The sequence below is a fragment of the Microbacterium sp. AR7-10 genome, assembly GCF_001878835.1.
Lineage (GTDB): Bacteria > Actinomycetota > Actinomycetes > Actinomycetales > Microbacteriaceae > Microbacterium > Microbacterium commune.
Genome location: NZ_MJIR01000100.1, coordinates 1 through 18,196 on the forward strand (window position 1 = coordinate 1; position 18,196 = coordinate 18,196).

The following is an 18,196-nucleotide window of genomic DNA, read 5'->3' on the forward strand; positions in this document are numbered from 1 at the left end:
GTTTTAAATAGGGCCCCGCCCCCGCCACTCGCTCCGGTATGAGTTGGTGCCGCCCGATTCCGCTTTAGGCGACCGAAGCTCATACCGGAGCGAGAAGCGGGTCGGCGAGCGAGAAGCGGGTCGACGGAGCGAGAAGCGGGCCGGCGGTCGAGAAGCGGGCAGGGCCGGCGGTCCAGGGGGGCGGGGTCAGGCGCCGAGGCGCACCATCGCGGCGTCGAACTCGGCCGCCGAGGATTCGCTGACCTCGTGGAACAGCAGTTCGTCGAGCACGTCGGGCGCGGCGGTGAAATACGGCACGCCCAGCTCGCGCAGTCCGACGATGTCATCGGCGCTGCGCAGGCTCGCGGCCAGCACATCCGTGCCGCTGCCCTCGCACACCGCCTGCATCCGCCGGATCAGATCCGCGCCGTCCAGGCCGGCATCGCGCATCCGTCCGAGGTAAGGCGCGATGTAGCGCACGCCGATGCTCGCGCACGCGAGTGCCTGGGCGACCGAGTACACCGCCGTGACGAGCACCGAAGCACCGTCGCGTACCAGGGCGGATGCTGCGGCGAAGCCCTCGGCGGTCGCCGGCACCTTCACAGCGACGCGGTCTCCCAGCGCGCGGATGCCGTCGGCGTTGCGCAGGAAGGATGCCGCGTCGCCGCCCCAGGTCTGGAAGAACACCTCGTCGGCGCCCTCGTCGACCCAGCGTCGGTAGAGCTCGGGGATGGCAGCGGCATCCCGCCCGCCACGCTCGAGGATCGTGGGATTCGTGGTGACGCCGTGCACCACTCCGGCGGCGAGCAGCCTGCCGACGCGATCGACATCGGCACTGTCCACGTACAGCCGCGGAGCTGTCATCGGTTCTCCTCCTGTCAACCTGTCGTTACAGGTTTGCACTCGGCTAATGTTATGACAGCATCCGTCGGCGTCCAAAGACAGCCGGACGCCGAGACGACGACGATCGGACCACCATGACCCCCGCCCCGACCTCCCGTACCGGCGTCGTGATCGTCGGCAGCGTCACCGCTGACGTGACCACCTTCTCGCAGCGCCTCCCCGCGCGCGGAGAAACCATCCTCGGCGATCAGTTCACTCTGCTGCTGGGCGGCAAGGGAGCGAACCAGGCGGTCGCCGCGGGTCTCGCGGGAGCCCGCACGAGCTTCGTCGGATGCGTGGGCGACGACCTCTTCCACGACCTCGTCGTCGACGGACTCAGCAGCGCCAGTGTCGACCTCACGCACCTGCGCACCGTGCCGGGGCCGACAGGCATCGCCCACATCCGCGTCGACGCATCGGCGCAGAACGACATCGTGATGGTGCCGCTCGCCAACGCGCAGCTGTCGGAGGAGCAGATCGACGCCGCCCTCGCCGCGCTCGCCCCCACGACGTCGGTGCTGCTCACCCAGCTCGAGACTCCGGCCTCGCTGACTCTGCACATCACCTCCCGCGCGCGCGAGCACGGCATGACCGTCGTGCTCGACCCGGCGCCGGCGGCCCCGCTGGATGCCGCGGTGTGGCGCAACATCGACATCGTCACTCCGAACGAGACCGAGGCGACGCTGCTCAGCGGCATCGAGGTCACCGACGCGGCATCGGCCGAGCGGGCCGGACGCTGGTTCCTCGAGCAGGGTGTCGGCGCCGCGGTGATCACCATGGCCGAGAAGGGGTCGTGCGTCGTGACCGCCGAGGGCGTCGCATTCATCGCGCCGATCCCGGTCTCGCCGGTCGACACCACGGCTGCGGGCGACGCCTACGCCGGCTACCTGGGCGCAGCACTCGCCGAGGGCTGGAGCCTGACCGAGGCCACCCGCCTGGCCAGTGCCGCCGGGGCGATCACCGTGACCCGGCAGGGAGCATCGCCGAGCCTGCCGCACCGCGGCGAGGTCGACGCGCTGCTCGCCGCACACTCCGAGGCAGCGCCGGCGCCCGTCCCGGCGTCGAACTGACCGCACCCGACGCCGGAGGAAAGACGATGCGCAAGACGAACACCACCATCAACCCCGCCCTGTCCCGGGTGATCAGCGAGACCGGGCACACCGACCTCATCGTCGTCACCGACGCGGGCCTGCCCATCCCTCCGGACGCCGAGCGCATCGATCTGGCTTACCGCCCCGGCGCTCCCGCCTTCCTCGACGTGCTCGACACGGTGCTGGCGGAGCTGGTCGTCGAGGGCGCGACGGTCTCGGCCGAGGTCGCCGAGATCAGCCCGCATGTGCTCGAGGCGCTGCGAGAGCGTCTTCCCGGCATCGAGATCGAGCTCGTGCCGCATGTCGAGTTCAAGACCCGCACCCGCGCCGCCCGCGCCTTCGTGCGCTCGGGCGAGTTCACCCCGTACGCCAACGTGATCCTGCACGCCGGTGTCGCGTACTGAGGCGCGCATGAGCACCGTGCCTTCCTCCGCCACGCCCGGCATCGTCGTCGACGGCATCGATCGCGACTCGACCGCCCCGATGTACGACCAGCTGCGCCAGCTGATCCTCGACGGCATCACCCGCGACGGCCTGCAGCCGGGCGACCCCCTGCCCGGAGAGCACCGCCTGTGCGAGCAGTACGGCATCTCGCGCACGGTGGTGCGCCAGGCGCTGGCGCAGCTCGAACACGAGGGTGTGGTCGAGCGGATCAAGGGCAAGGGCACCTTCGTCGCCCGCCCGCGCACGAGCGAGTCGCTCGTGCACACGCTGGTCGGGCTGTTCGACGAGGTGCAGCGCCGCGGGGGCCACGTGCGCAGCGAGGTGCTGCGGCACGAGGTGATCGACGCGGATGCCGAGGTCGCGGCCGCCCTGGAGCTGGAGCCGGGCGAGCCCGTGGTCATACTCACCCGACTGCGCCATGTCGACGGCCAGGCGTGGTCGCTGTCGACGACGTGGATGCCCCTCGCCGTCGGCGAGCCGACGCTCGGAGTGGACCTGCAAGATTCCTCGCTGTACGCCCTGCTGGCCGCGAACGGCGTGGTGGCGACGCACGGCGTCCGCTCCGCCGAGGCCACGGTGGCCACGCATGACCAGGCGACGCAGCTGGGCGTGAGCGCCGGCTCGGCGCTGCTGCGTCTGCGCAGCGTCAGCCGCGACGCGTCGGGCCGGCCGATCGAGTTCTTCATCGCCTACCACCGCGGCGATCGCTCGCGCTTCGAGTTCCGCCTCGGCACCGACAGCTCGCAGGGCGCGCTGGTGCACGTGCCCTGACGGCATCCGGTTCCTCCGGCTTCGCCCGCGCGCACCGCTACCCTCGGATCATGAGCGATTGGGTCAGTTCCGCCATCCATGTGCTCGAGGCGGACGCCAACCGCTCGGCCGACACGCACCTGCATCTGTTCCCCCTTCCGGCCGGCTGGGGCATCGACCTGTATCTGAAGGACGAGTCCGTGCATCCGACCGGCTCGCTCAAGCACCGTCTCGCCCGCTCGCTGATCCTCTACGGGCTGGTCAACGGCCTGATCGACGAGGACACGACGCTCGTCGAGTCCTCGAGCGGGTCGACGGCGGTCTCCGAGGCCTATTTCGCCCGGATGCTCGGACTGAACTTCATCACCGTCGTTCCGCGGTCGACCAGCCAGGAGAAGATCGACCTCATCGAGTTCTACGGGGGCCGGTGCCACTTCGTCGAGCATGCCGAGCAGATCTCACCTGAGGCGCGGCGCCTCGCGGCCGGATGCCACGGCCACTACCTCGACCAGTTCACCTTCGCCGAGCGCGCGACCGACTGGCGCGGCAACAACAACATCGCCGAGAGCGTCTTCAGCCAGCTGTCGCAGGAGCGGCATCCCATCCCCCGCTGGATCGTCGTCGGCGCCGGCACCGGCGGCACGAGCGCCACCTTCGGCCGCTACGTGCGATACCGCCGTCACGCGACCGAGGTCGCCGTGGTCGACCCCGAGGGCTCGGCGTTCTACGCCGCCTGGCGCGGCGACCGGGATGCCGTCGGCACGCCCTCGATGATCGAGGGCATCGGCCGCCCCCGCATGGAGCCGTCGTTCGTGCCGAGCGTCATCGACGAGATGATCGTCGTCCCCGACGCGGCATCCGTTGCCGCGATCCGCCTGCTGCGCGAGCGCACGCTGCACCTGACCGGCGGATCCACCGGCACCAACCTGTACGGCGCGTTCGAGCTGATCAGCCGCATGCGCGATGCCGGCGAGACCGGCAGCGTCGTCACGCTCATCTGCGACAGCGGTATCCGCTACACCCAGACCTACTACGACGACGATTGGGTCGCCGCGCAGGGCTGGGATCTGACGCCGCATCTCGAGAGGATGCAGCGCTTCCTCGATGGCGGCGCCTGGTGAGAGCGCTACGCTGAGCGCATGACCACGCTCATCCTCACGGTCGCGGGAGCGGATCGGCCCGGGCTCGTCTCGACGGTCGCCGACGTCGTCGCCGCGCACGGCGGAAACTGGGAGAACAGCCAGCTCGCAGAGCTCGCCGGCACCTTCGCGGGGGTGATCGAGATCTCGGTCGCCGACGATCGCGTCGCTGCCCTGCGAAGCGATCTCGACGCGCTCGAGGGGATGCTCGCGATCACCGTCCACGCGGGCGCCGACGCCCCGGCATCCGGCCCCGCGCAGCGCATCTCGATCAGCGTGCTCGGCAACGACCGCGCAGGCATCGTGCGGGAGATCTCCGGTGTGCTGAGCGCTCACGCACTGAGCATCGAGAGCATGACCACGCAGACCCGGGACGCCGCGATGGCCGGGGGCCGGCTGTTCGAGTCATCCGTCACCGCCACACTGCCGGTATCCGCCGATCTCGAGGCGCTGCGCGCCGACATCGAGCGGCTCACGCACGACCTGCAGGTCGACATCACCACGCTCTGACCCGATCCGAGCCGGGATCAGTCGACGAGGCCCGTGGCGTCCGGCTGCAGCTTGCGCAGCCAGTACTCGGTCTGAGCGACGTGTCCCGCGGCGGCAGCGGAGGCGGCCACCGGATCCCGCGATGCGAGTGCGCGCAGAATTGCGCGATGCCCGGCATCCGACATCGTCTTGATCTCGGCCGCGCTGTCGGTGCTGAAGATCCGGTAGGCGCGCGAGCGAGCGCGGAACACGGCGAGCAGGCTCGAGAGAGCCGAGTTTCCGGCCACCTCGGCGATGCGCATGTGGAATCGGTGGTCGAGGCTCGACAGCTCGTCGTCGTCCTCGGTCGCCTCCAGTCGGGTGAGCAGGGTGTCGAGCTCGGCGAGCGACTCCGCATCCATCCGGGCTGCGGCGAGTGAGGCGGCGTGCGCCTCGAGTGCGCGGCGCAGCTCGTACAGCTCGAGGATCGCATCCAGCGGCAGCAGCCCGACCGTGAGCGACAGGCTGCCGATGAGGTCGCCCGCGTTGAGGTCGCCGACGTAGCTGCCCGATCCGTGCCGCGTCTCCAGGACGCCGAGCGCCGCCAGCATCCGGATGCCTTCGCGCAGCGAGCCACGAGACACGCCGAGCCGCTCGCACAGCTCGCCCTCGCTGGGCAGGCGGTCCCCTGGTCGCAGCGAGCCGTCGGCGATCAGCGCACGCAGCCCGTGCACCGCCGTGTCCAGTGCGCTCATCCAGCCTCCCCGTTGCGACCCGCTGGTGCGAGTCTGTCGGATGTCGTTCGCGCGGCCAATTCGTATAACAACTCTCACCATTATCCGCCCGAGGACTCGCCAAATCGCGAGCTTTATGCCAAAGTTGTGCGACAAGTTCCCGAAGCTCGTCGCGACACTTTGTGAGGATGCATGACCACGGCGACGCCGCCACTGCCGATCCGGCTGAAGTCCTACCCGCGTGCACGAGATGCCTGGCCGCTGGATCGCGAGGTCGTCCATCTGAACCACGGCTCGTTCGGCGCCGTGCCGACCGTGGTCGTCGAGCACCAGGACGCGCTGCGTCGTCAGGCCGATCTCACACCCGTCGGGTGGTTCCCGCGCATCGCCGAGCAGGTGCGCGAAGCCGTCGAGCGAACCGCACCGTTCGTCGGCGCCCGCCCCGACGACAGCGCCTTCGTGCCCAACGCCTCGGCCGCCGCCACCGTGGTCTACAACTCTCTGCGCCTCGAGGCCGGCGACGAGATCCTCGTCACCGATCACGGCTACGGCGCCGTCACGATGGGCGCGCAGCGCCTGGCCCGCCGCTTCGGCGCCGCCGTGCGCGTCGTCGAGCTGCCCCTGCTGGCATCCGACGACGAGGTCGTGCAGCGCTTCTCGGACGCGCTGAGCCCGCGCACGCGACTCATCGTGATCGACCAGATCACCTCCCCCACCGCGCGGATGCTGCCCACTCGCCGCATCGCCGACATCGCGGCCGAGAGCGGCGTGCGCACCCTCGTCGACGGCGCTCACGCGCCGGGGCTCGTGGCCTCGGCGGCAGAGCAGGCCGGCGGTGACTGGTGGTTCGGCAACATGCACAAGTGGCCGTGCGCGCCGCGCGGGTCAGCACTGCTCGTGACCAGCGCCGCCGACCGCCAGGAACTGTGGCCGCTGATCGACTCGTGGGGCGCGCCCGAGCCGTACCCGCACCGCTTCGACACGCAGGGCACCATCGACGCGACCACGTACATCGCGACGCCGGCGGCGATCGACTTCGTCGAGAGCGAGTTCGGCTGGGATGCCGCGCGCAGCGCCCTCGCGACACTCGCCGACGCCGGCGCCGAGATGATCGCCGAGGCGCTGCGCCCGTTCGGCACGCACGAGCCGCTCACCCCGCTGCCCTCACCGGTCCCGTCGATGCGGCTGGTGCGGCTGCCCGACGGACTCGGAGCGACCCGTGAGGAGGCCGACGCGCTGCGCATGGATCTCTTCGACGAGGAGGGCGTGGAGACCGCCTTCACCAGCTTCCGCGGCATCGGCTACTTCCGCCTGTCGGCGCACCTGTACACCGAGGCAGCCGACTTCGAGACCTTCGCCGAGCGATGCGTGCCGCAGATCCTGCGCCGCGCCGGCATCCGCATCCCCCTCACGACCGTCATCGCCTGAGCACTCCCCCCGAGAACACCCCGCAACCCACCACAGAGAGGCACATCGTGAAGCACAAGATCTTGACGACCGTCGCAGGAATCGGCACCGTCGCCGTTCTCGCCCTCACCGGATGCTCGCCGTCGGCCGGCCCCGCCGACGGTACCGTCACGCTGCAGATGGTCGAGAGCCTGACCAACCCCGCGCGCACTGAGCTGATCCGCGGGCTGCTCGACGACTTCGAGAAGCAGAACCCCGACATCAAGGTCAACCTGGTCTCACCTCCGACCGAGCAGGCCGACCAAAAGATCCAGCAGATGCTGCAGTCGGGCAAGGGCGTCGACGTGCTCGAGGTGCGCGACATCACCGTAGGACCGTTCGCGAACAACGGCTGGCTGCGCGACCTCAGCGCCGATGTCGAGAAGTGGGACGGCTGGGACGCGCTCACCGAGAACGCGCAGTCGGCATCAGTCGCCGATGACGGCAAGAGCTACTTCCTGCCCTACGGCTTCTACGGCCTGTCGCTGTTCTACCGCAAGGACCTCGTCGAGCAGGCGGGCTTCGACGGGCCGCCGAGCAGTTGGAAGGATCTGCTCGAGCAGGCGTCCGCGATCCAGGACCCGTCCAAGAACATCTACGGCTACGCCTTCCGCGGCGGTCAGAACGCGAACAGCAACGTCGTGGCGGCCATCGAGGCCTACACGATCGACGATCTCAACGTCGACGACGCCTTCCTGCTGAAGAACGGCGACACCATGTTCTCGGCCCCCGAGGCGCAGGACGCGGTCGACGACTACTTCGCCCTGTTCGAGAAGGCGTCCCCGCCCTCGGCCGTGTCGTGGGGCTACCCGGAGATGGTCGCCGGCTTCACCAACGGCTCGACCGCATTCCTGCTGCAGGACCCCGAGGTCATCGCGACCGTGCAGGATTCGTCGCTGAAGCCCGATCAGTGGGACACCGCTCCTCTGCTCACCGGCCCCACCGGCAAGGCCGCGCAGCCGCTCGCGGTGGCCGGCTGGGGCGTCGCGGAGAAGAGCACCCACAGCGAGGAGGCTGTGAAGCTCGTCGAATTCCTCGCGTCGGAGGAGCCGGCGACGCAGTTCGCCCAGGCGAACAGCCTCGTGCCGATCGTCAGCTCGGCCGCCGATGACGACTTCTACAAGACCGGCCCGTGGACGAGCTACGTCACGATGACCGAGAACCCGGACACCTACATCAACGTGCGTCAGCCGCGCGGCGTGAGCTGGTGGACGGAGTGGATCCAGAAGTCCGATCAGGACGTGCAGAAGGTGCTCCTCGGCAGCATGACCACCGAAGAGCTGCTGAAGTCCTGGGACGAGTTCTGGACGGAGAAGTACGCCGCGGAGAAGGGCTGATCGTCTTGTCGGCTCCGACCATCCGCAGCACTCGCGAGAGGGGCTCCGCCGGCACCGCCGGCGGGGCCTCCCGCGCCCGTCGTCCGTTCCGCGCACGCCACGCCCTGACTCTGCTCGCCTTCATGGCGCCGGCGATCGTGTTCGTGAGCTGGTTCACCTACGCGCCGATGCTGCAGGGCGCCCGCATGGCGTTCCACGACTGGAACCTGTGGGATCTCACCTCGACCCCGTTCGTCGGGTTCGACAACTTCGTCACCGTCTTCCAGGATCCGGCGTTCCCGACGGTCGCCTGGAACTCCGTGCTCTGGGTGGTCGGCTCGCTCGTGCCGCAGCTCGTCATCGGCTTCCTGATCGCCCTCGCACTGCGCAGAAGGTTCCGCTTCCGGGGCCTGTATCAGGCGCTCGTGTTCTTCCCCTGGGCCGTCTCCGGGTTCCTCATCGGGATGCTGTTCCGCTGGATGTTCAACGCCGAGTTCGGCGTCGTGAACGATCTGCTCATGAAAGCCGGGCTGATCGACGCACCGCTGCCGTGGCTGGCCGACCCGAAGCTGGCGATGTTCGCCGTCATCGTGGCGAACATCTGGTACGGGGTGACCTTTTTCGCGATCATGATCCTCGCCGCGCTGCAGTCGGTGCCCGATGACGTGCTCGAGGCTGCCAGCCTCGACGGCGCCGGCAAGGCTCGCCAGCTCTTCTCGATCATCATCCCGTACATCTCGGTGACGCTGTTCCTGACCGTGCTGCTGCGCGTGATCTGGATCTTCAACTTCCCCGACATCATCTGGGCGATGACGAGCGGCGGACCGGCGAACCAGACGCACATCATCACGACGTGGATGATCAACTACACGCAGCAGGGCAACTACGGCATCGCCAGCGCGATCGGCCTCATCGTGGTCGCGTTCCTGTTCGTCTTCTGCGCGTTCTATCTCATGGCGATGCGGAGGGCGCAGCGATGACCACCCTGACCGGACCCACCTCGGCCCGCACCGCGATCACCGACACGCGCCGCGTGACCGTCCCCGACCCCGCAGCCGCACCCCGCGGTCCGCGCCGGGTGACGGTCGGCGGCGTGATCCGAGTGGTCGGCTTGGCGCTGTGGCTGATCATCACGCTGTTCCCGCTGTACTGGATCGCCCTGACGTCGTTCAAGTCGCCCGGCACGATCAACTCCTACCCGATCGAGTACTGGCCCAGCGAGCCGTCGCTCGAGAACTACGTCAGCCTCTTCGAGAAGAGCTCGTTCGGCGTGTTCCTGGGCAACTCCGCGCTCGTGGCGGTCACCGCGGGTGCGGTCGCGACACTGATCGCGCTGCTCAGCGCGTACGTGCTCGCGCGCTTCGAGTTCCGCGGCAAGGGGCCGGTGCTCATCGCGTTCCTGCTGACGCAGATGATCCCGGCGTTCATCGCGCTCGGACCGCTGTACTCGATGATGAGCGACCTGGGTCTCGTCGACACCAAACCCGGCCTCATCCTGGTCTACATCGCGATCTGCATCCCCTTCTCGACGGTCATGCTGCGCGGGTTCTTCGAGAACGTCCCGGACGCGCTCGAGGAGGCGGCGCAGATCGACGGATGCTCGCGCCTCGGCGCGCTGTTCCGTGTGCTCGTGCCCGTGATGACCCCAGGGATCATCGCCGCGTTCATCTTCAACTTCGTCAACTGCTGGAACGAGCTGTTCCTCTCGGTCGTGCTGATGAACACCGACGAGAACCGCACCGTGCCCTCCGCGCTGAACGGGTTCATCTCGACGTTCAACATCGACTGGGGATCCATGTCGGCCGCTGCGGTGCTGACGATCCTCCCCACGATGCTGATGTTCGCCCTCGCGAGCCGCTGGATCGTGCAGGGGCTGACCTCCGGCGCCGTAAAGGAGTAGACCCGCCTGCGAAGAGAGCCCCGGCTCCCGCACGCGATCGTGTGCGGGAGCCGGGGCCCTTTTCGTGAGAGCGTGCGGGTCAGACCAGGCGGGTCTTCGGCGACACGTCGTAGGTGTCCAGCGGGTCGGTGTTCGCGACGTCGCCCAGGGCCTCGTCGATCGCCGACATCACGTCGGCGCCGAGGCGCACACCGGAGGCCTTGACGGTCTCGGCCAGCTGCTCGGGGCGCGACGCGCCCACCAGGGCGGCGGCGACGTTCGGGTTCTGCAGCACCCACGCGATCGCGAGCTGCGGCATCGACAGACCCGCATCCGCCGCGATCGGCTTGAGCTTCTGCACGGCCTCGAGGATGTCGTCCTGCAGCAGGCGCTTGATGAAGTCGGCACCGGAGTGCGGGTCGGTCGCGCGCGAGCCGTCGGGCACGGGCTGGCCGGGCAGGTACTTGCCGCTGAGCACACCCTGCGCCATCGGCGACCACACGATCTGCGAGATGCCGAGGCTCTCGGATGTGGGCACCACCTTGCCCTCGATCACGCGGTGCAGCATCGAGTACTGCGGCTGGTTCGAGATCAGCTGGAAGCCGAGCTGACGCGACAGCGCGTGACCCTCGCGCAGCTGCTCCGCGGTCCACTCCGAGACGCCGATGTAGAGCGCCTTGCCCTGGCGGACGACGTCGGCGAACGCCTGCATCGTCTCCTCGAGCGGGGTCTCGTAGTCGAAGCGGTGCGCCTGGTAGAGGTCGACGTAGTCGGTGCCGAGCCGCTGCAGGGAGCCGTCGATCGACTCGAAGATGTGCTTGCGGCTCAGCCCGGTGTCGTTGGGCCCCATCGGGCCGGTCGGGAAGTACACCTTGGTGAAGATCTCGAGACCGGCGCGACGCTGACCTGCGAGCGCCTTACCGAGCACGACCTCTGCTGCCGTGTTCGCATAGGTGTCGGCGGTGTCGAAGGTGGTGATCCCGGCATCCAGCGCGGCATGGACGGTGGCGACGGCGGCGTCGTCATCGACCTGCGACGCGTGCGTCACCCAGTTGCCGTAGGTGATCTCAGATACCTTGAGACCACTGTTTCCGAGATAGCGATAGTTGACCATGAATACAACGCTATCCGTGATCGGGCGCGCTGCAGATCCAAGCGTCAAACCTTGACAGCAGCCGGGTGAGGCCCCGTCATCCTCAGCGAGAGCACCACCGTCGCGGCGGCCGCACCGAGGGTCGCCCTGGTGCCCGCCATGGCGCCATCATGTCAGACGGAGGCGGTCTCGCGGATGTCGGCGCGGGTGATCGGCGCGGTGGGCGCCGGATCCGCAGACGGGACTCCGGATGCCGGGGATCGGCCCGCAGTGGCATCCGCTGCGGTCACGATCGCCGCCCTGTCTCGGAACCCCTCTGCGGTCACGCGATCGAGCTCGACCTGCCTGCGGATCGAGCGGGCCTTCTCGTACAGCGAGGGGTCGCCCCAGCTGGTGAGCACCTTCACGAGCACGGGCAGCAGTTCGATCATGAAGAACAGGGCCGCGATGAGCCAATGTGCCCAGAAGATGGTGGGCTCCTTCTCGCCGAGGCGGTTGAGCCCGGTGATCTGGCTGAGCAGGCCGACGGCACCGGCGTTGCCCTGCGCGATCGCGTCGGCCCGGGTGTTGTATGCATCGAGCGCCTGCTCATAGGTCTTCTTCGCAGCGGGCAGCTGATCCTTCGCCTGCTCGCGGTTGGTGGCCTCGGAGGCCGCGGTGTTCGCCTGCGCTCCCGTCTCGGCTGCCGAGAGGTCGTCGTTGGCCGAACGAAGCTGGGCGGCGAGCGCGTCGTAGGTCTGCTGGGCCTGAGCGAGCTGCGCCTTCGCGGCGTCGGAGCTCGAGCCCTGACCGTTCACCCCGGTGCAGCCGGGCACGGTGCCCGCGCCCTCTCCGGTCAGCTCGCACTGGTACAGCGCACGGGCGGAGTCGATGACCTTCTGCTGCTCGGCGATCTTGGCGGTGAGCTCATCGACCGTCGCCTGCGCCGCTGCGGTGGTGGCCGAGCCGGAGTCGGTGCCGGCGACGACACCGGTCGCAGCCTGGTTCTCGAGAGCGGCGACGCGCTCGGTCGCCGCGTCCAGGGCCTTCTTCTCGGGCCCCTTCTCGAGGGCGTCCTGATCGGACTGCGACTGGGTGATGTTAGTGGATGCCACCTCGCGAGCGATGTCGTTGTGGAACACCTGCAGCACGAGCGGCTCGGCGACGAGGAACCCGATCAGCGCCGCCATCGCCACACGCGGCAGGGCCAGAGCGAGCATCTTGCCCACGTTGCGGGTCGAGGACATCGTCGACGTGAGGAAGCGGTCGAGGTTGAAGATGATGGCCGCCCACACGATCGCGAGCGGCACGGCCGCCCAGATCGCGACCTGCACTCCGGTGGTCAGCGCGAACATCATCGAGATGGCCGAGACCAGCGCGGTGCCCACCAGCACGAAGAACATCTGCACGAAACGAGGCGTCTCGCCGGGCACGCGATCGAGGATCTCACCCTCGGCGCCGCCGAGGATGGCCATCGTGCGCAGGCGCGATCCGGGGGTTCGCGGGCGACGCTCGCGGGTCGGGCGCGGTGCGCGCTTCGGCTGGCGCGGCCGGCGCGGCTCGATCGGGCGGTCGTCGGATGCCGCGGGCGCGGCGTCGTCGATCACCGCGGTCGGGTGCGTCTCGGGGGCGTCGTCGTGCGCGTGCTCCGGCTCGGCGCCGGTCGGCTCGTACTGACGCAGGAAATCGAGGTCTTCGTCGGTGACCGCGCCTTCGGGAGCGTCGGACTCGAACGAGATCCGCCCCTGGGAATCCATCCGGCCAGGGCGATGTGCGGAATAGGACATCCTTCCAGAGTAGGAAATCGCGGCTGTGCGACCGCCGGATACTCCCTGCGAGCCGCTCCCAGAAAGGGGTGCGGTGAGCGACCGCGGATGCCAGGCTGGACGCCATGAAGACCCTCCTGCTCGCCCGGCACGCCAAGTCGGACTGGGGCGATCCGTCGGTGCGCGACCACGACCGTCCCCTCAACGCGCGGGGCATGCGCGACGCGCCGGCCATGGCACGGCGGCTTCTCGCGGAGGGCGTGCGGGTGCAGCACATCGTCGCGAGCACGGCGCTGCGCGCGCGCACGACGGCCGACGAGTACGCCGCCGTGTTCCGAATGGAGGTGGCCGACGAGCCCGCGCTCTACGCCGCGTCGGCGCGCACCATCCTGTCGGTCGCCGCTGCGCTGCCCGACGATGTCGACGTCGCGATGCTCGTCGGACACAACCCCGGAATGGCGGATGCCGTGGCCGACCTCACCGGCGAGTTCGTGGACCTCCCGACCTGCGCCGTCGTGGAATGCGCGGTCGACGTCGACGCGTGGGCGGAGCTGATCGAGGGATCCGGCCGGCTGCTCCGTCGGCGCACACCGCGGTAGCCGGGGTCAGACCAGCGGCAGCCGGGATCAGACCAGCGCGGCGGCCTCGGCCTCGTCTTCGCTGGTCGCGACCAGCTGGCCGCAGGCCCCGTCGATCTCCTTGCCACGGGTGTCGCGCAGGGTGGTCGGGATGCCGGCGTCGTTGAGTCGGCGCACGAACTCGTTCTGCACGTGCACCTCTGACGCGGTCCAGATCGACCCGGGCGTCGGATTCAGCGGAATCGGGTTCACGTGCACCCAGCCCCGCCCGCGGGAGTTCAGCTTCGAGGCGAGCAGATCCGCGCGCCACGGGTGATCGTTCATGTCCTTGATCAGGGCGTACTCGATCGACACGCGCCTGCCGGTCTTGTCGAAGTACTCGCGAGCGGCATCCAGCGCCTCCCCCACCTTCCAGCGGGAGTTGACCGGGATCAGCTCGTCGCGCAGCTCGTCGTCCGGCGCGTGCAGCGACAGCGCGAAGGTGACGGGGATGTCCTCGTCGGCGAGCTTCCTGATCGCCGGGACGAGGCCGACGGTCGAGACGGTGATGCCGCGGGCGCTCATGCCGAGTCCGTCCGGCTGCGGGGCGACCATGATGCGCACGGCGTCCATCACGCGCTTGTAGTTGGCGAGCGGCTCGCCCATGCCCATGAAGACGATGTTCGACACCCGCTCCATCGAATGGTCGTTCGCCTTCTTGCCGCCGAGCTCGCCGTCGGCGATGGCCCGGTTGGCGCGCACGATCTGCTCGATGATCTCTGCCGTCGACATGTTGCGCGTGAGCCCCGCCTGGCCGGTGGCGCAGAACGGGCAGTTCATGCCGCAGCCGGCCTGCGACGACACGCACAGGGTGATCCGGCCTGGGTAGCGCATGAGCACCGACTCGACGAGGGCACCGTCGTGCAGCCGCCAGAGGAACTTGATCGTGTCGCCCTTGTCGGTCTCGAGGCGCTTCACCTCGGTCATCAGCGGCGGCATCATGCCTGCGACCAGCTCGTCGCGCTGCGCGGCCGGGAGGTCGGTCATGTGCGCCGGGTCGGACGTGTAGTGGGTGAAGTAGTGGGTCGACAGCTGCTTGGCGCGGAAGCCCGGCAGCCCCAGCTCCTTCACCTTCTCGACGCGCTCGGCGGGGGTGAGGTCGGCCAGGTGCACCGGCGGCTTGCCCCGCTTGGGGCTCGCGAACTGCAGGAGCGGGCGACCCTCGGCATCCTTCTGCTGCGTCCAGCCCTCCGTCGCCGGGCGCACCTGAGGGCCGCGAGCGGACCCCGTCTTGCGCACGGGTGTGCTGCGGGCGGGCGGCGTCTTGTCGGATGCGGGCATATCATCCAGGGTACGGGCTGCCGGCTCGGATATCACCGAGCGTCAACTTGTCATTACAGGTGCTGCCAGCGCAGAATGAGGAACGGCCGTCAGCACGACGCCCGACAGACCGAGCGCAGGAGACGCCATGAACCGAGCACCGCTGAACGACCGCCTGACCCGCACCCGCGAGGCCGGCGTGCTCGCCGTTCTGCGCGCACCGTCCCCCGAATCCGCGCTGGAGGCCGCCGAGGCGATCATCCGCGGGGGGATCACCGGCATCGAGGTGACCTACTCCACACCCGATGCGGCAGCCGTCATCCGCGAGCTGATCCGTCGGCACGGCGAGCGCGCGCATGTCGGCGCAGGCACCGTGACCACCCTCGACCAGGCGGCTGAGGCCGCGGATGCCGGCGCCGAGTTCCTCGTCAGCCCCGGCACCGTCCCCGAGCTCACCCGCGCCATGTGCGAGACCGGTCGAGTGGTGATGACCGGGGCGCTCACGCCGACCGAGGTCATGACCGCCCTCGACCTGGGCGTCGACGTCGTCAAGATCTTCCCCGCCTCCCTCGGCGGTCCGGGCTACCTGGGCGCCCTGCGCGGCCCGTTCCCCGACGCTCCCCTGATGCCGACCGGCGGCGTGACCCCGCAGAACCTCGCCGCCTGGTTCGCCGCGGGCGCCGTCGCCGTCGGGGCGGGCGGCGATCTGGCCAACGCCGCCGCGATCGCGGCATCCGACTGGGCCGACCTCGAGGCCAGGGCCACCGGCTTCGCCGCCGCTCTCGCCACCGCGCGCTGAGCACGCCGTGCCCGGCGTCACGACATGATCGCTCTGGAGCCCGGCGCGTGGGCGCTGCTCGGCCTGGCGGCGCTCATCGCCGGCCTCGGCAAGACCGCGCTGCCGGGCAGCTCGACCATCGCGGTGGTGATCCTGGCATCCGTGCTGCCCGCCCGCACCTCGACCGCGGCGATGCTGCTGCTGTTCATCGTCGGCGACGTCTTCGCGCTCATCGCCTACCGGCGGCACGCCGACTGGCGAACCCTGCTGAGGCTCGCGCCGGCGGTCGTGGCCGGGCTGCTCGCGGGCGCGGTCTTCCTGGCGCTCAGCACCGACGGCATCGTGCGTCGCACGATCGGCGTGATCCTGCTCGCGATGATCGCGCTCACGCTGTGGCGGCGACGGCACGCCGCCGGGTCGGCGGTCGACGCTGACGGTGTCGGCACCCGGGCATCCGCCCGCATCGCCGCAGCCGGGTACGGGACGCTGGCCGGGTTCACGACCATGGTCGCCAACTCGGGCGGACCGGTCATGTCGATGTACTTCCTCGCGACCCGCGCCCCGGTGAAGGTGTTCCTGGGCACCTCGGCGTGGTTCTTCGCGATCGTCAACCTCACCAAGGTGCCGTTCCTCGCCGGCATCGGGCTGCTCACTCCCGAGCTGCTGCTGCTCGACCTCGCGCTCGCGCCGATGGTCGTGATCGGCGCGCTGATCGGCATCCGCATCGCCCGACGGATCCCCCAGCGACTGTTCGACCGGCTCGTGATCGGGCTCACGATCGCCGGATCGGTCTACCTGCTGCTCTGAGACGCGGCCGATCAGTCGGTCAATCGCGCGGCCGGTCAGTCGGCCGGCCGGCCGGTCAGTCGAGGAAGATGTCCGGGAACAGGCGGTCGTCCGGCGTGCCCGGCACCGCGGCGTACGACGAGAAGTCAGTGACCCCGTCGGCCTCGAGCACGTCCTCGACGATCAGGGTCTGACCGGTGTACGACGAGGCGGGCTTGGTGATCACCGAATACGCGGCGTCGGCGTAGATGTCGGCGGTGCGGCTGGCCGCCATCACCCGGTCGCCGCCCAGCAGGTTCTGCACGGCCGCGGTGGCGATCGTGGTGCGCGGCCACAGCGTATTGGCCGCGATGCCGGCATCCGCGAACTCGGCAGCCAGACCCAGCGTCGCCATCGTCATGCCGTACTTCGCCAGCGTGTACCCGGTGTGCGCGCCCAGCCACTTGGGCGAGAGGTTCAGCGGGGGCGACAGCGAGAGGATGTGCGGGTTCGCCGAGTCGCGCAGCACGGGCACGGCCGCACGGGAGAGCATGAACGTGCCGCGCACGTTCACGTCCTGCATGAGGTCGTACTTCTTGGCCGAGAGGTCGAGCGAGCGCGACAGGTCGATGACACTGGCGTTGTTGATGACGACGTCGATGCCGCCGAACTCGCCCTGCGTCTTCAGCACGGCCTCGGTGACCTGGGCATCGTCGCGCACATCGCCCACGATCGGCAGAGCCTGCCCGCCGGCCGCGCGGATCGCCTCGGCCGCGGAATGCACGGTGCCCTCGAGCTTCGGATGCGGGGTGTCGGTCTTGGCGAGCATCGCGATGTTGGCGCCGTCGGCCGCAGCGCGCAGCGCGATGGCGAGGCCGATGCCGCGGCTGCCGCCCGACATCAGAATGGTCTTGCCTGCAAGGGACATGGTTTCTCTCCTGGAGGTCTCTGGCTTCGAATCGCTCATATTGCTCGAACCCGGAGGGTTTTCGAGGCAATATGAGCGATTCGAAGGGCCGGCGGGGGGGGTTACTTCGGGGCCATGCGGATGGCGCCGTCGAGACGGATGGTCTCGCCGTTGAGGTAGCCGTTGGTGACGATGTGCTCGACGAGCGCCGCGTACTCGTCGGGCCTGCCGAGGCGCGACGGATACGGCACCTGCTGACCCAGGGAGTCCTGGGCGGCCTGCGGGAGGCCGGCGAGCATCGGGGTCTCCATGATGCCGGGAGCGATCGTGCAGACCCGGATGCCGTGACGCGCGAGCTCTCGTGCGATCGGCAGGGTCATGGCGTGCACTCCGCCCTTCGACGCCGAGTAGGCGGGCTGGCCGATCTGCCCGTCGAACGCGGCGACACTGGCGGTGTTCACGATGACGCCTCGATCGCCGCCCTCGGTCGGCTCGGTCTGGGCGATGACGGCGGCGGCCTGCGAGATGACGTTGAAGGTGCCCACGAGGTTGATGCGCACGATGCGCTCGAACGCGTCGAGGTCGGCCGGCGTGCCGTCGCGGTCGAGAACCTTCGCCGGCGGAGCGATGCCGGCGCAGCTGACGACGATGCGCAGCGGTGCGACGGTGTGCGCGGATGCCACGGCGGCGGCGATCTGCTCAGAACTCGTCACGTCGGCAGGCAGGAACAGCCCGCCGAGCTCGGCGGCGATCTCCTCACCCGCGGAGGACGGCAGGTCGATGATCGCGACCCGCGCTCCGGCGGCCGAGAGCCTGCGCGCCGTGGCGAGCCCGAGTCCGCTGGCGCCGCCCGTGATGAGCGCGCCCTGTCCCGTGATCTGCATCGTGTTCTCCTTCGAACGG

At 69.4% G+C, this 18,196-nt stretch carries 19 protein-coding genes; 12 read left to right on the forward strand and 7 right to left on the reverse strand.

Translation table 11 applies throughout. The annotated features are described in order from the left end of the window. Positions 1–186 precede the first annotated feature (186 nt). The gene (locus BFN01_RS13160) at positions 187–843 is read right to left on the reverse strand and encodes a transaldolase family protein (RefSeq protein ID WP_071644797.1); all 657 of its coding nucleotides are present in this window, start codon (positions 841–843) and stop codon (positions 187–189) included. A gap of 113 nt (positions 844–956) precedes the next feature. Between BFN01_RS13160 and BFN01_RS13165 the strand changes: the two genes are divergently transcribed. Genes BFN01_RS13165 through BFN01_RS13185 form a run of 5 tightly spaced genes read left to right on the forward strand, consistent with a single transcriptional unit; the run spans position 957 to position 4,795 of the window. Continuing rightward, entirely contained in the window at positions 957–1,931 is a 975-nt protein-coding gene (locus tag BFN01_RS13165) for a ribokinase (protein ID WP_071644798.1), read from the forward strand. A 26-nt stretch (positions 1,932–1,957) separates the two neighbouring features. Then, positions 1,958–2,356, forward strand: a complete 399-nt coding sequence (gene rbsD, locus BFN01_RS13170) for a D-ribose pyranase (protein ID WP_071644799.1) — start codon at positions 1,958–1,960, stop codon at positions 2,354–2,356. A 7-nt stretch (positions 2,357–2,363) separates the two neighbouring features. Further along, positions 2,364–3,167 carry a GntR family transcriptional regulator gene (locus BFN01_RS13175; protein ID WP_071644800.1) on the forward strand — a complete coding sequence of 268 codons (804 nt, stop codon included), beginning with the start codon at positions 2,364–2,366 and terminating at the stop codon, positions 3,165–3,167. A gap of 50 nt (positions 3,168–3,217) precedes the next feature. Further along, on the forward strand, positions 3,218–4,267 hold the full coding sequence (locus tag BFN01_RS13180; RefSeq protein ID WP_071644801.1) for a PLP-dependent cysteine synthase family protein: 1,050 nt from the start codon (positions 3,218–3,220) through the stop codon (positions 4,265–4,267). A gap of 18 nt (positions 4,268–4,285) precedes the next feature. After that, positions 4,286–4,795, forward strand: a complete 510-nt coding sequence (locus tag BFN01_RS13185) for a glycine cleavage system protein R (RefSeq protein ID WP_071644802.1) — start codon at positions 4,286–4,288, stop codon at positions 4,793–4,795. Between the two features lie 17 nt (positions 4,796–4,812). On the opposite strand, the gene BFN01_RS13190 is transcribed toward BFN01_RS13185, so the two are convergent. Beyond that, positions 4,813–5,508 (reverse strand): FadR/GntR family transcriptional regulator, encoded by a 696-nt coding sequence (locus BFN01_RS13190; RefSeq protein WP_071644803.1) that lies wholly within the window; start codon positions 5,506–5,508, stop codon positions 4,813–4,815. 171 nt (positions 5,509–5,679) lie between these two features. Between BFN01_RS13190 and BFN01_RS13195 the strand changes: the two genes are divergently transcribed. Genes BFN01_RS13195 through BFN01_RS13210 form a run of 4 tightly spaced genes read left to right on the forward strand, consistent with a single transcriptional unit; the run spans position 5,680 to position 10,149 of the window. Beyond that, the gene (locus BFN01_RS13195; RefSeq protein ID WP_071644804.1) at positions 5,680–6,915 is read left to right on the forward strand and encodes an aminotransferase class V-fold PLP-dependent enzyme; all 1,236 of its coding nucleotides are present in this window, start codon (positions 5,680–5,682) and stop codon (positions 6,913–6,915) included. Positions 6,916–6,962: 47 nt separating this feature from the next. Next, complete coding sequence (locus BFN01_RS13200) at positions 6,963–8,270, forward strand: sugar ABC transporter substrate-binding protein (RefSeq protein WP_071644805.1); 1,308 nt, start codon at positions 6,963–6,965, stop codon at positions 8,268–8,270. 5 nt (positions 8,271–8,275) lie between these two features. Then, on the forward strand, positions 8,276–9,229 hold the full coding sequence (locus BFN01_RS13205) for a carbohydrate ABC transporter permease (protein ID WP_256221164.1): 954 nt from the start codon (positions 8,276–8,278) through the stop codon (positions 9,227–9,229). Beyond that, complete coding sequence (locus BFN01_RS13210) at positions 9,226–10,149, forward strand: carbohydrate ABC transporter permease (RefSeq protein ID WP_256221165.1); 924 nt, start codon at positions 9,226–9,228, stop codon at positions 10,147–10,149. Before BFN01_RS13205 ends, BFN01_RS13210 begins: the two co-directional genes overlap by 4 nt. 79 nt (positions 10,150–10,228) lie before the next feature. Here BFN01_RS13210 and BFN01_RS13215 read toward each other — a convergent pair whose 3' ends face one another. Together BFN01_RS13215 and BFN01_RS13220 are read right to left on the reverse strand one after the other, a co-directional pair. Continuing rightward, positions 10,229–11,242, reverse strand: coding sequence for an aldo/keto reductase family protein (locus BFN01_RS13215; RefSeq protein ID WP_071644806.1), 1,014 nt, complete (start codon positions 11,240–11,242; stop codon positions 10,229–10,231). Between the two features lie 152 nt (positions 11,243–11,394). After that, positions 11,395–12,987, reverse strand: a complete 1,593-nt coding sequence (locus tag BFN01_RS13220; RefSeq protein ID WP_083428816.1) for a DUF4407 domain-containing protein — start codon at positions 12,985–12,987, stop codon at positions 11,395–11,397. Between the two features lie 104 nt (positions 12,988–13,091). On the opposite strand from BFN01_RS13220, the gene BFN01_RS13225 reads away from it, so the two are divergent. Then, a complete protein-coding gene (locus BFN01_RS13225) occupies positions 13,092–13,565 on the forward strand; it encodes a histidine phosphatase family protein (protein WP_071644807.1) in 474 nt (157 codons plus the stop codon). A 27-nt stretch (positions 13,566–13,592) separates the two neighbouring features. On the opposite strand, the gene rlmN is transcribed toward BFN01_RS13225, so the two are convergent. Next, positions 13,593–14,864: a 23S rRNA (adenine(2503)-C(2))-methyltransferase RlmN gene (gene rlmN, locus BFN01_RS13230; RefSeq protein ID WP_071644808.1), complete on the reverse strand. Its 1,272-nt coding sequence runs from the start codon at positions 14,862–14,864 to the stop codon at positions 13,593–13,595. Positions 14,865–14,991: 127 nt separating this feature from the next. Between rlmN and BFN01_RS13235 the strand changes: the two genes are divergently transcribed. Continuing rightward, the gene (locus BFN01_RS13235) at positions 14,992–15,642 is read left to right on the forward strand and encodes a bifunctional 4-hydroxy-2-oxoglutarate aldolase/2-dehydro-3-deoxy-phosphogluconate aldolase (RefSeq protein WP_071644809.1); all 651 of its coding nucleotides are present in this window, start codon (positions 14,992–14,994) and stop codon (positions 15,640–15,642) included. 24 nt (positions 15,643–15,666) lie between these two features. Next, positions 15,667–16,428 carry a sulfite exporter TauE/SafE family protein gene (locus BFN01_RS13240; RefSeq protein WP_071644810.1) on the forward strand — a complete coding sequence of 254 codons (762 nt, stop codon included), beginning with the start codon at positions 15,667–15,669 and terminating at the stop codon, positions 16,426–16,428. 55 nt (positions 16,429–16,483) lie between these two features. Here BFN01_RS13240 and BFN01_RS13245 read toward each other — a convergent pair whose 3' ends face one another. Both BFN01_RS13245 and BFN01_RS13250 read right to left on the reverse strand, forming a co-directional pair. Next, positions 16,484–17,314 (reverse strand): NAD(P)-dependent oxidoreductase, encoded by an 831-nt coding sequence (locus BFN01_RS13245; protein ID WP_071644811.1) that lies wholly within the window; start codon positions 17,312–17,314, stop codon positions 16,484–16,486. 101 nt (positions 17,315–17,415) lie between these two features. Beyond that, positions 17,416–18,177, reverse strand: a complete 762-nt coding sequence (locus tag BFN01_RS13250) for a 3-hydroxyacyl-CoA dehydrogenase (protein WP_071644812.1) — start codon at positions 18,175–18,177, stop codon at positions 17,416–17,418. Positions 18,178–18,196 lie beyond the last annotated feature (19 nt).

Coding starts and splice junctions, on each gene's coding strand:
- BFN01_RS13245 (WP_071644811.1), bottom strand. CDS start 17,314: ATGTCCCTTGCAGGCAAGACCATTCTGATGTCGGGCGGCAGCCGCGGC.
- BFN01_RS13225 (WP_071644807.1), top strand. CDS start 13,092: ATGAAGACCCTCCTGCTCGCCCGGCACGCCAAGTCGGACTGGGGCGAT.
- BFN01_RS13180 (WP_071644801.1), top strand. CDS start 3,218: ATGAGCGATTGGGTCAGTTCCGCCATCCATGTGCTCGAGGCGGACGCC.
- BFN01_RS13250 (WP_071644812.1), bottom strand. CDS start 18,177: ATGCAGATCACGGGACAGGGCGCGCTCATCACGGGCGGCGCCAGCGGA.
- BFN01_RS13185 (WP_071644802.1), top strand. CDS start 4,286: ATGACCACGCTCATCCTCACGGTCGCGGGAGCGGATCGGCCCGGGCTC.
- BFN01_RS13220 (WP_083428816.1), bottom strand. CDS start 12,987: ATGTCCTATTCCGCACATCGCCCTGGCCGGATGGATTCCCAGGGGCGG.
- BFN01_RS13190 (WP_071644803.1), bottom strand. CDS start 5,508: ATGAGCGCACTGGACACGGCGGTGCACGGGCTGCGTGCGCTGATCGCC.
- rbsD (WP_071644799.1), top strand. CDS start 1,958: ATGCGCAAGACGAACACCACCATCAACCCCGCCCTGTCCCGGGTGATC.
- rlmN (WP_071644808.1), bottom strand. CDS start 14,864: ATGCCCGCATCCGACAAGACGCCGCCCGCCCGCAGCACACCCGTGCGC.
- BFN01_RS13240 (WP_071644810.1), top strand. CDS start 15,667: ATGATCGCTCTGGAGCCCGGCGCGTGGGCGCTGCTCGGCCTGGCGGCG.
- BFN01_RS13165 (WP_071644798.1), top strand. CDS start 957: ATGACCCCCGCCCCGACCTCCCGTACCGGCGTCGTGATCGTCGGCAGC.
- BFN01_RS13175 (WP_071644800.1), top strand. CDS start 2,364: ATGAGCACCGTGCCTTCCTCCGCCACGCCCGGCATCGTCGTCGACGGC.
- BFN01_RS13160 (WP_071644797.1), bottom strand. CDS start 843: ATGACAGCTCCGCGGCTGTACGTGGACAGTGCCGATGTCGATCGCGTC.
- BFN01_RS13210 (WP_256221165.1), top strand. CDS start 9,226: ATGACCACCCTGACCGGACCCACCTCGGCCCGCACCGCGATCACCGAC.
- BFN01_RS13235 (WP_071644809.1), top strand. CDS start 14,992: ATGAACCGAGCACCGCTGAACGACCGCCTGACCCGCACCCGCGAGGCC.
- BFN01_RS13215 (WP_071644806.1), bottom strand. CDS start 11,242: ATGGTCAACTATCGCTATCTCGGAAACAGTGGTCTCAAGGTATCTGAG.
- BFN01_RS13195 (WP_071644804.1), top strand. CDS start 5,680: ATGACCACGGCGACGCCGCCACTGCCGATCCGGCTGAAGTCCTACCCG.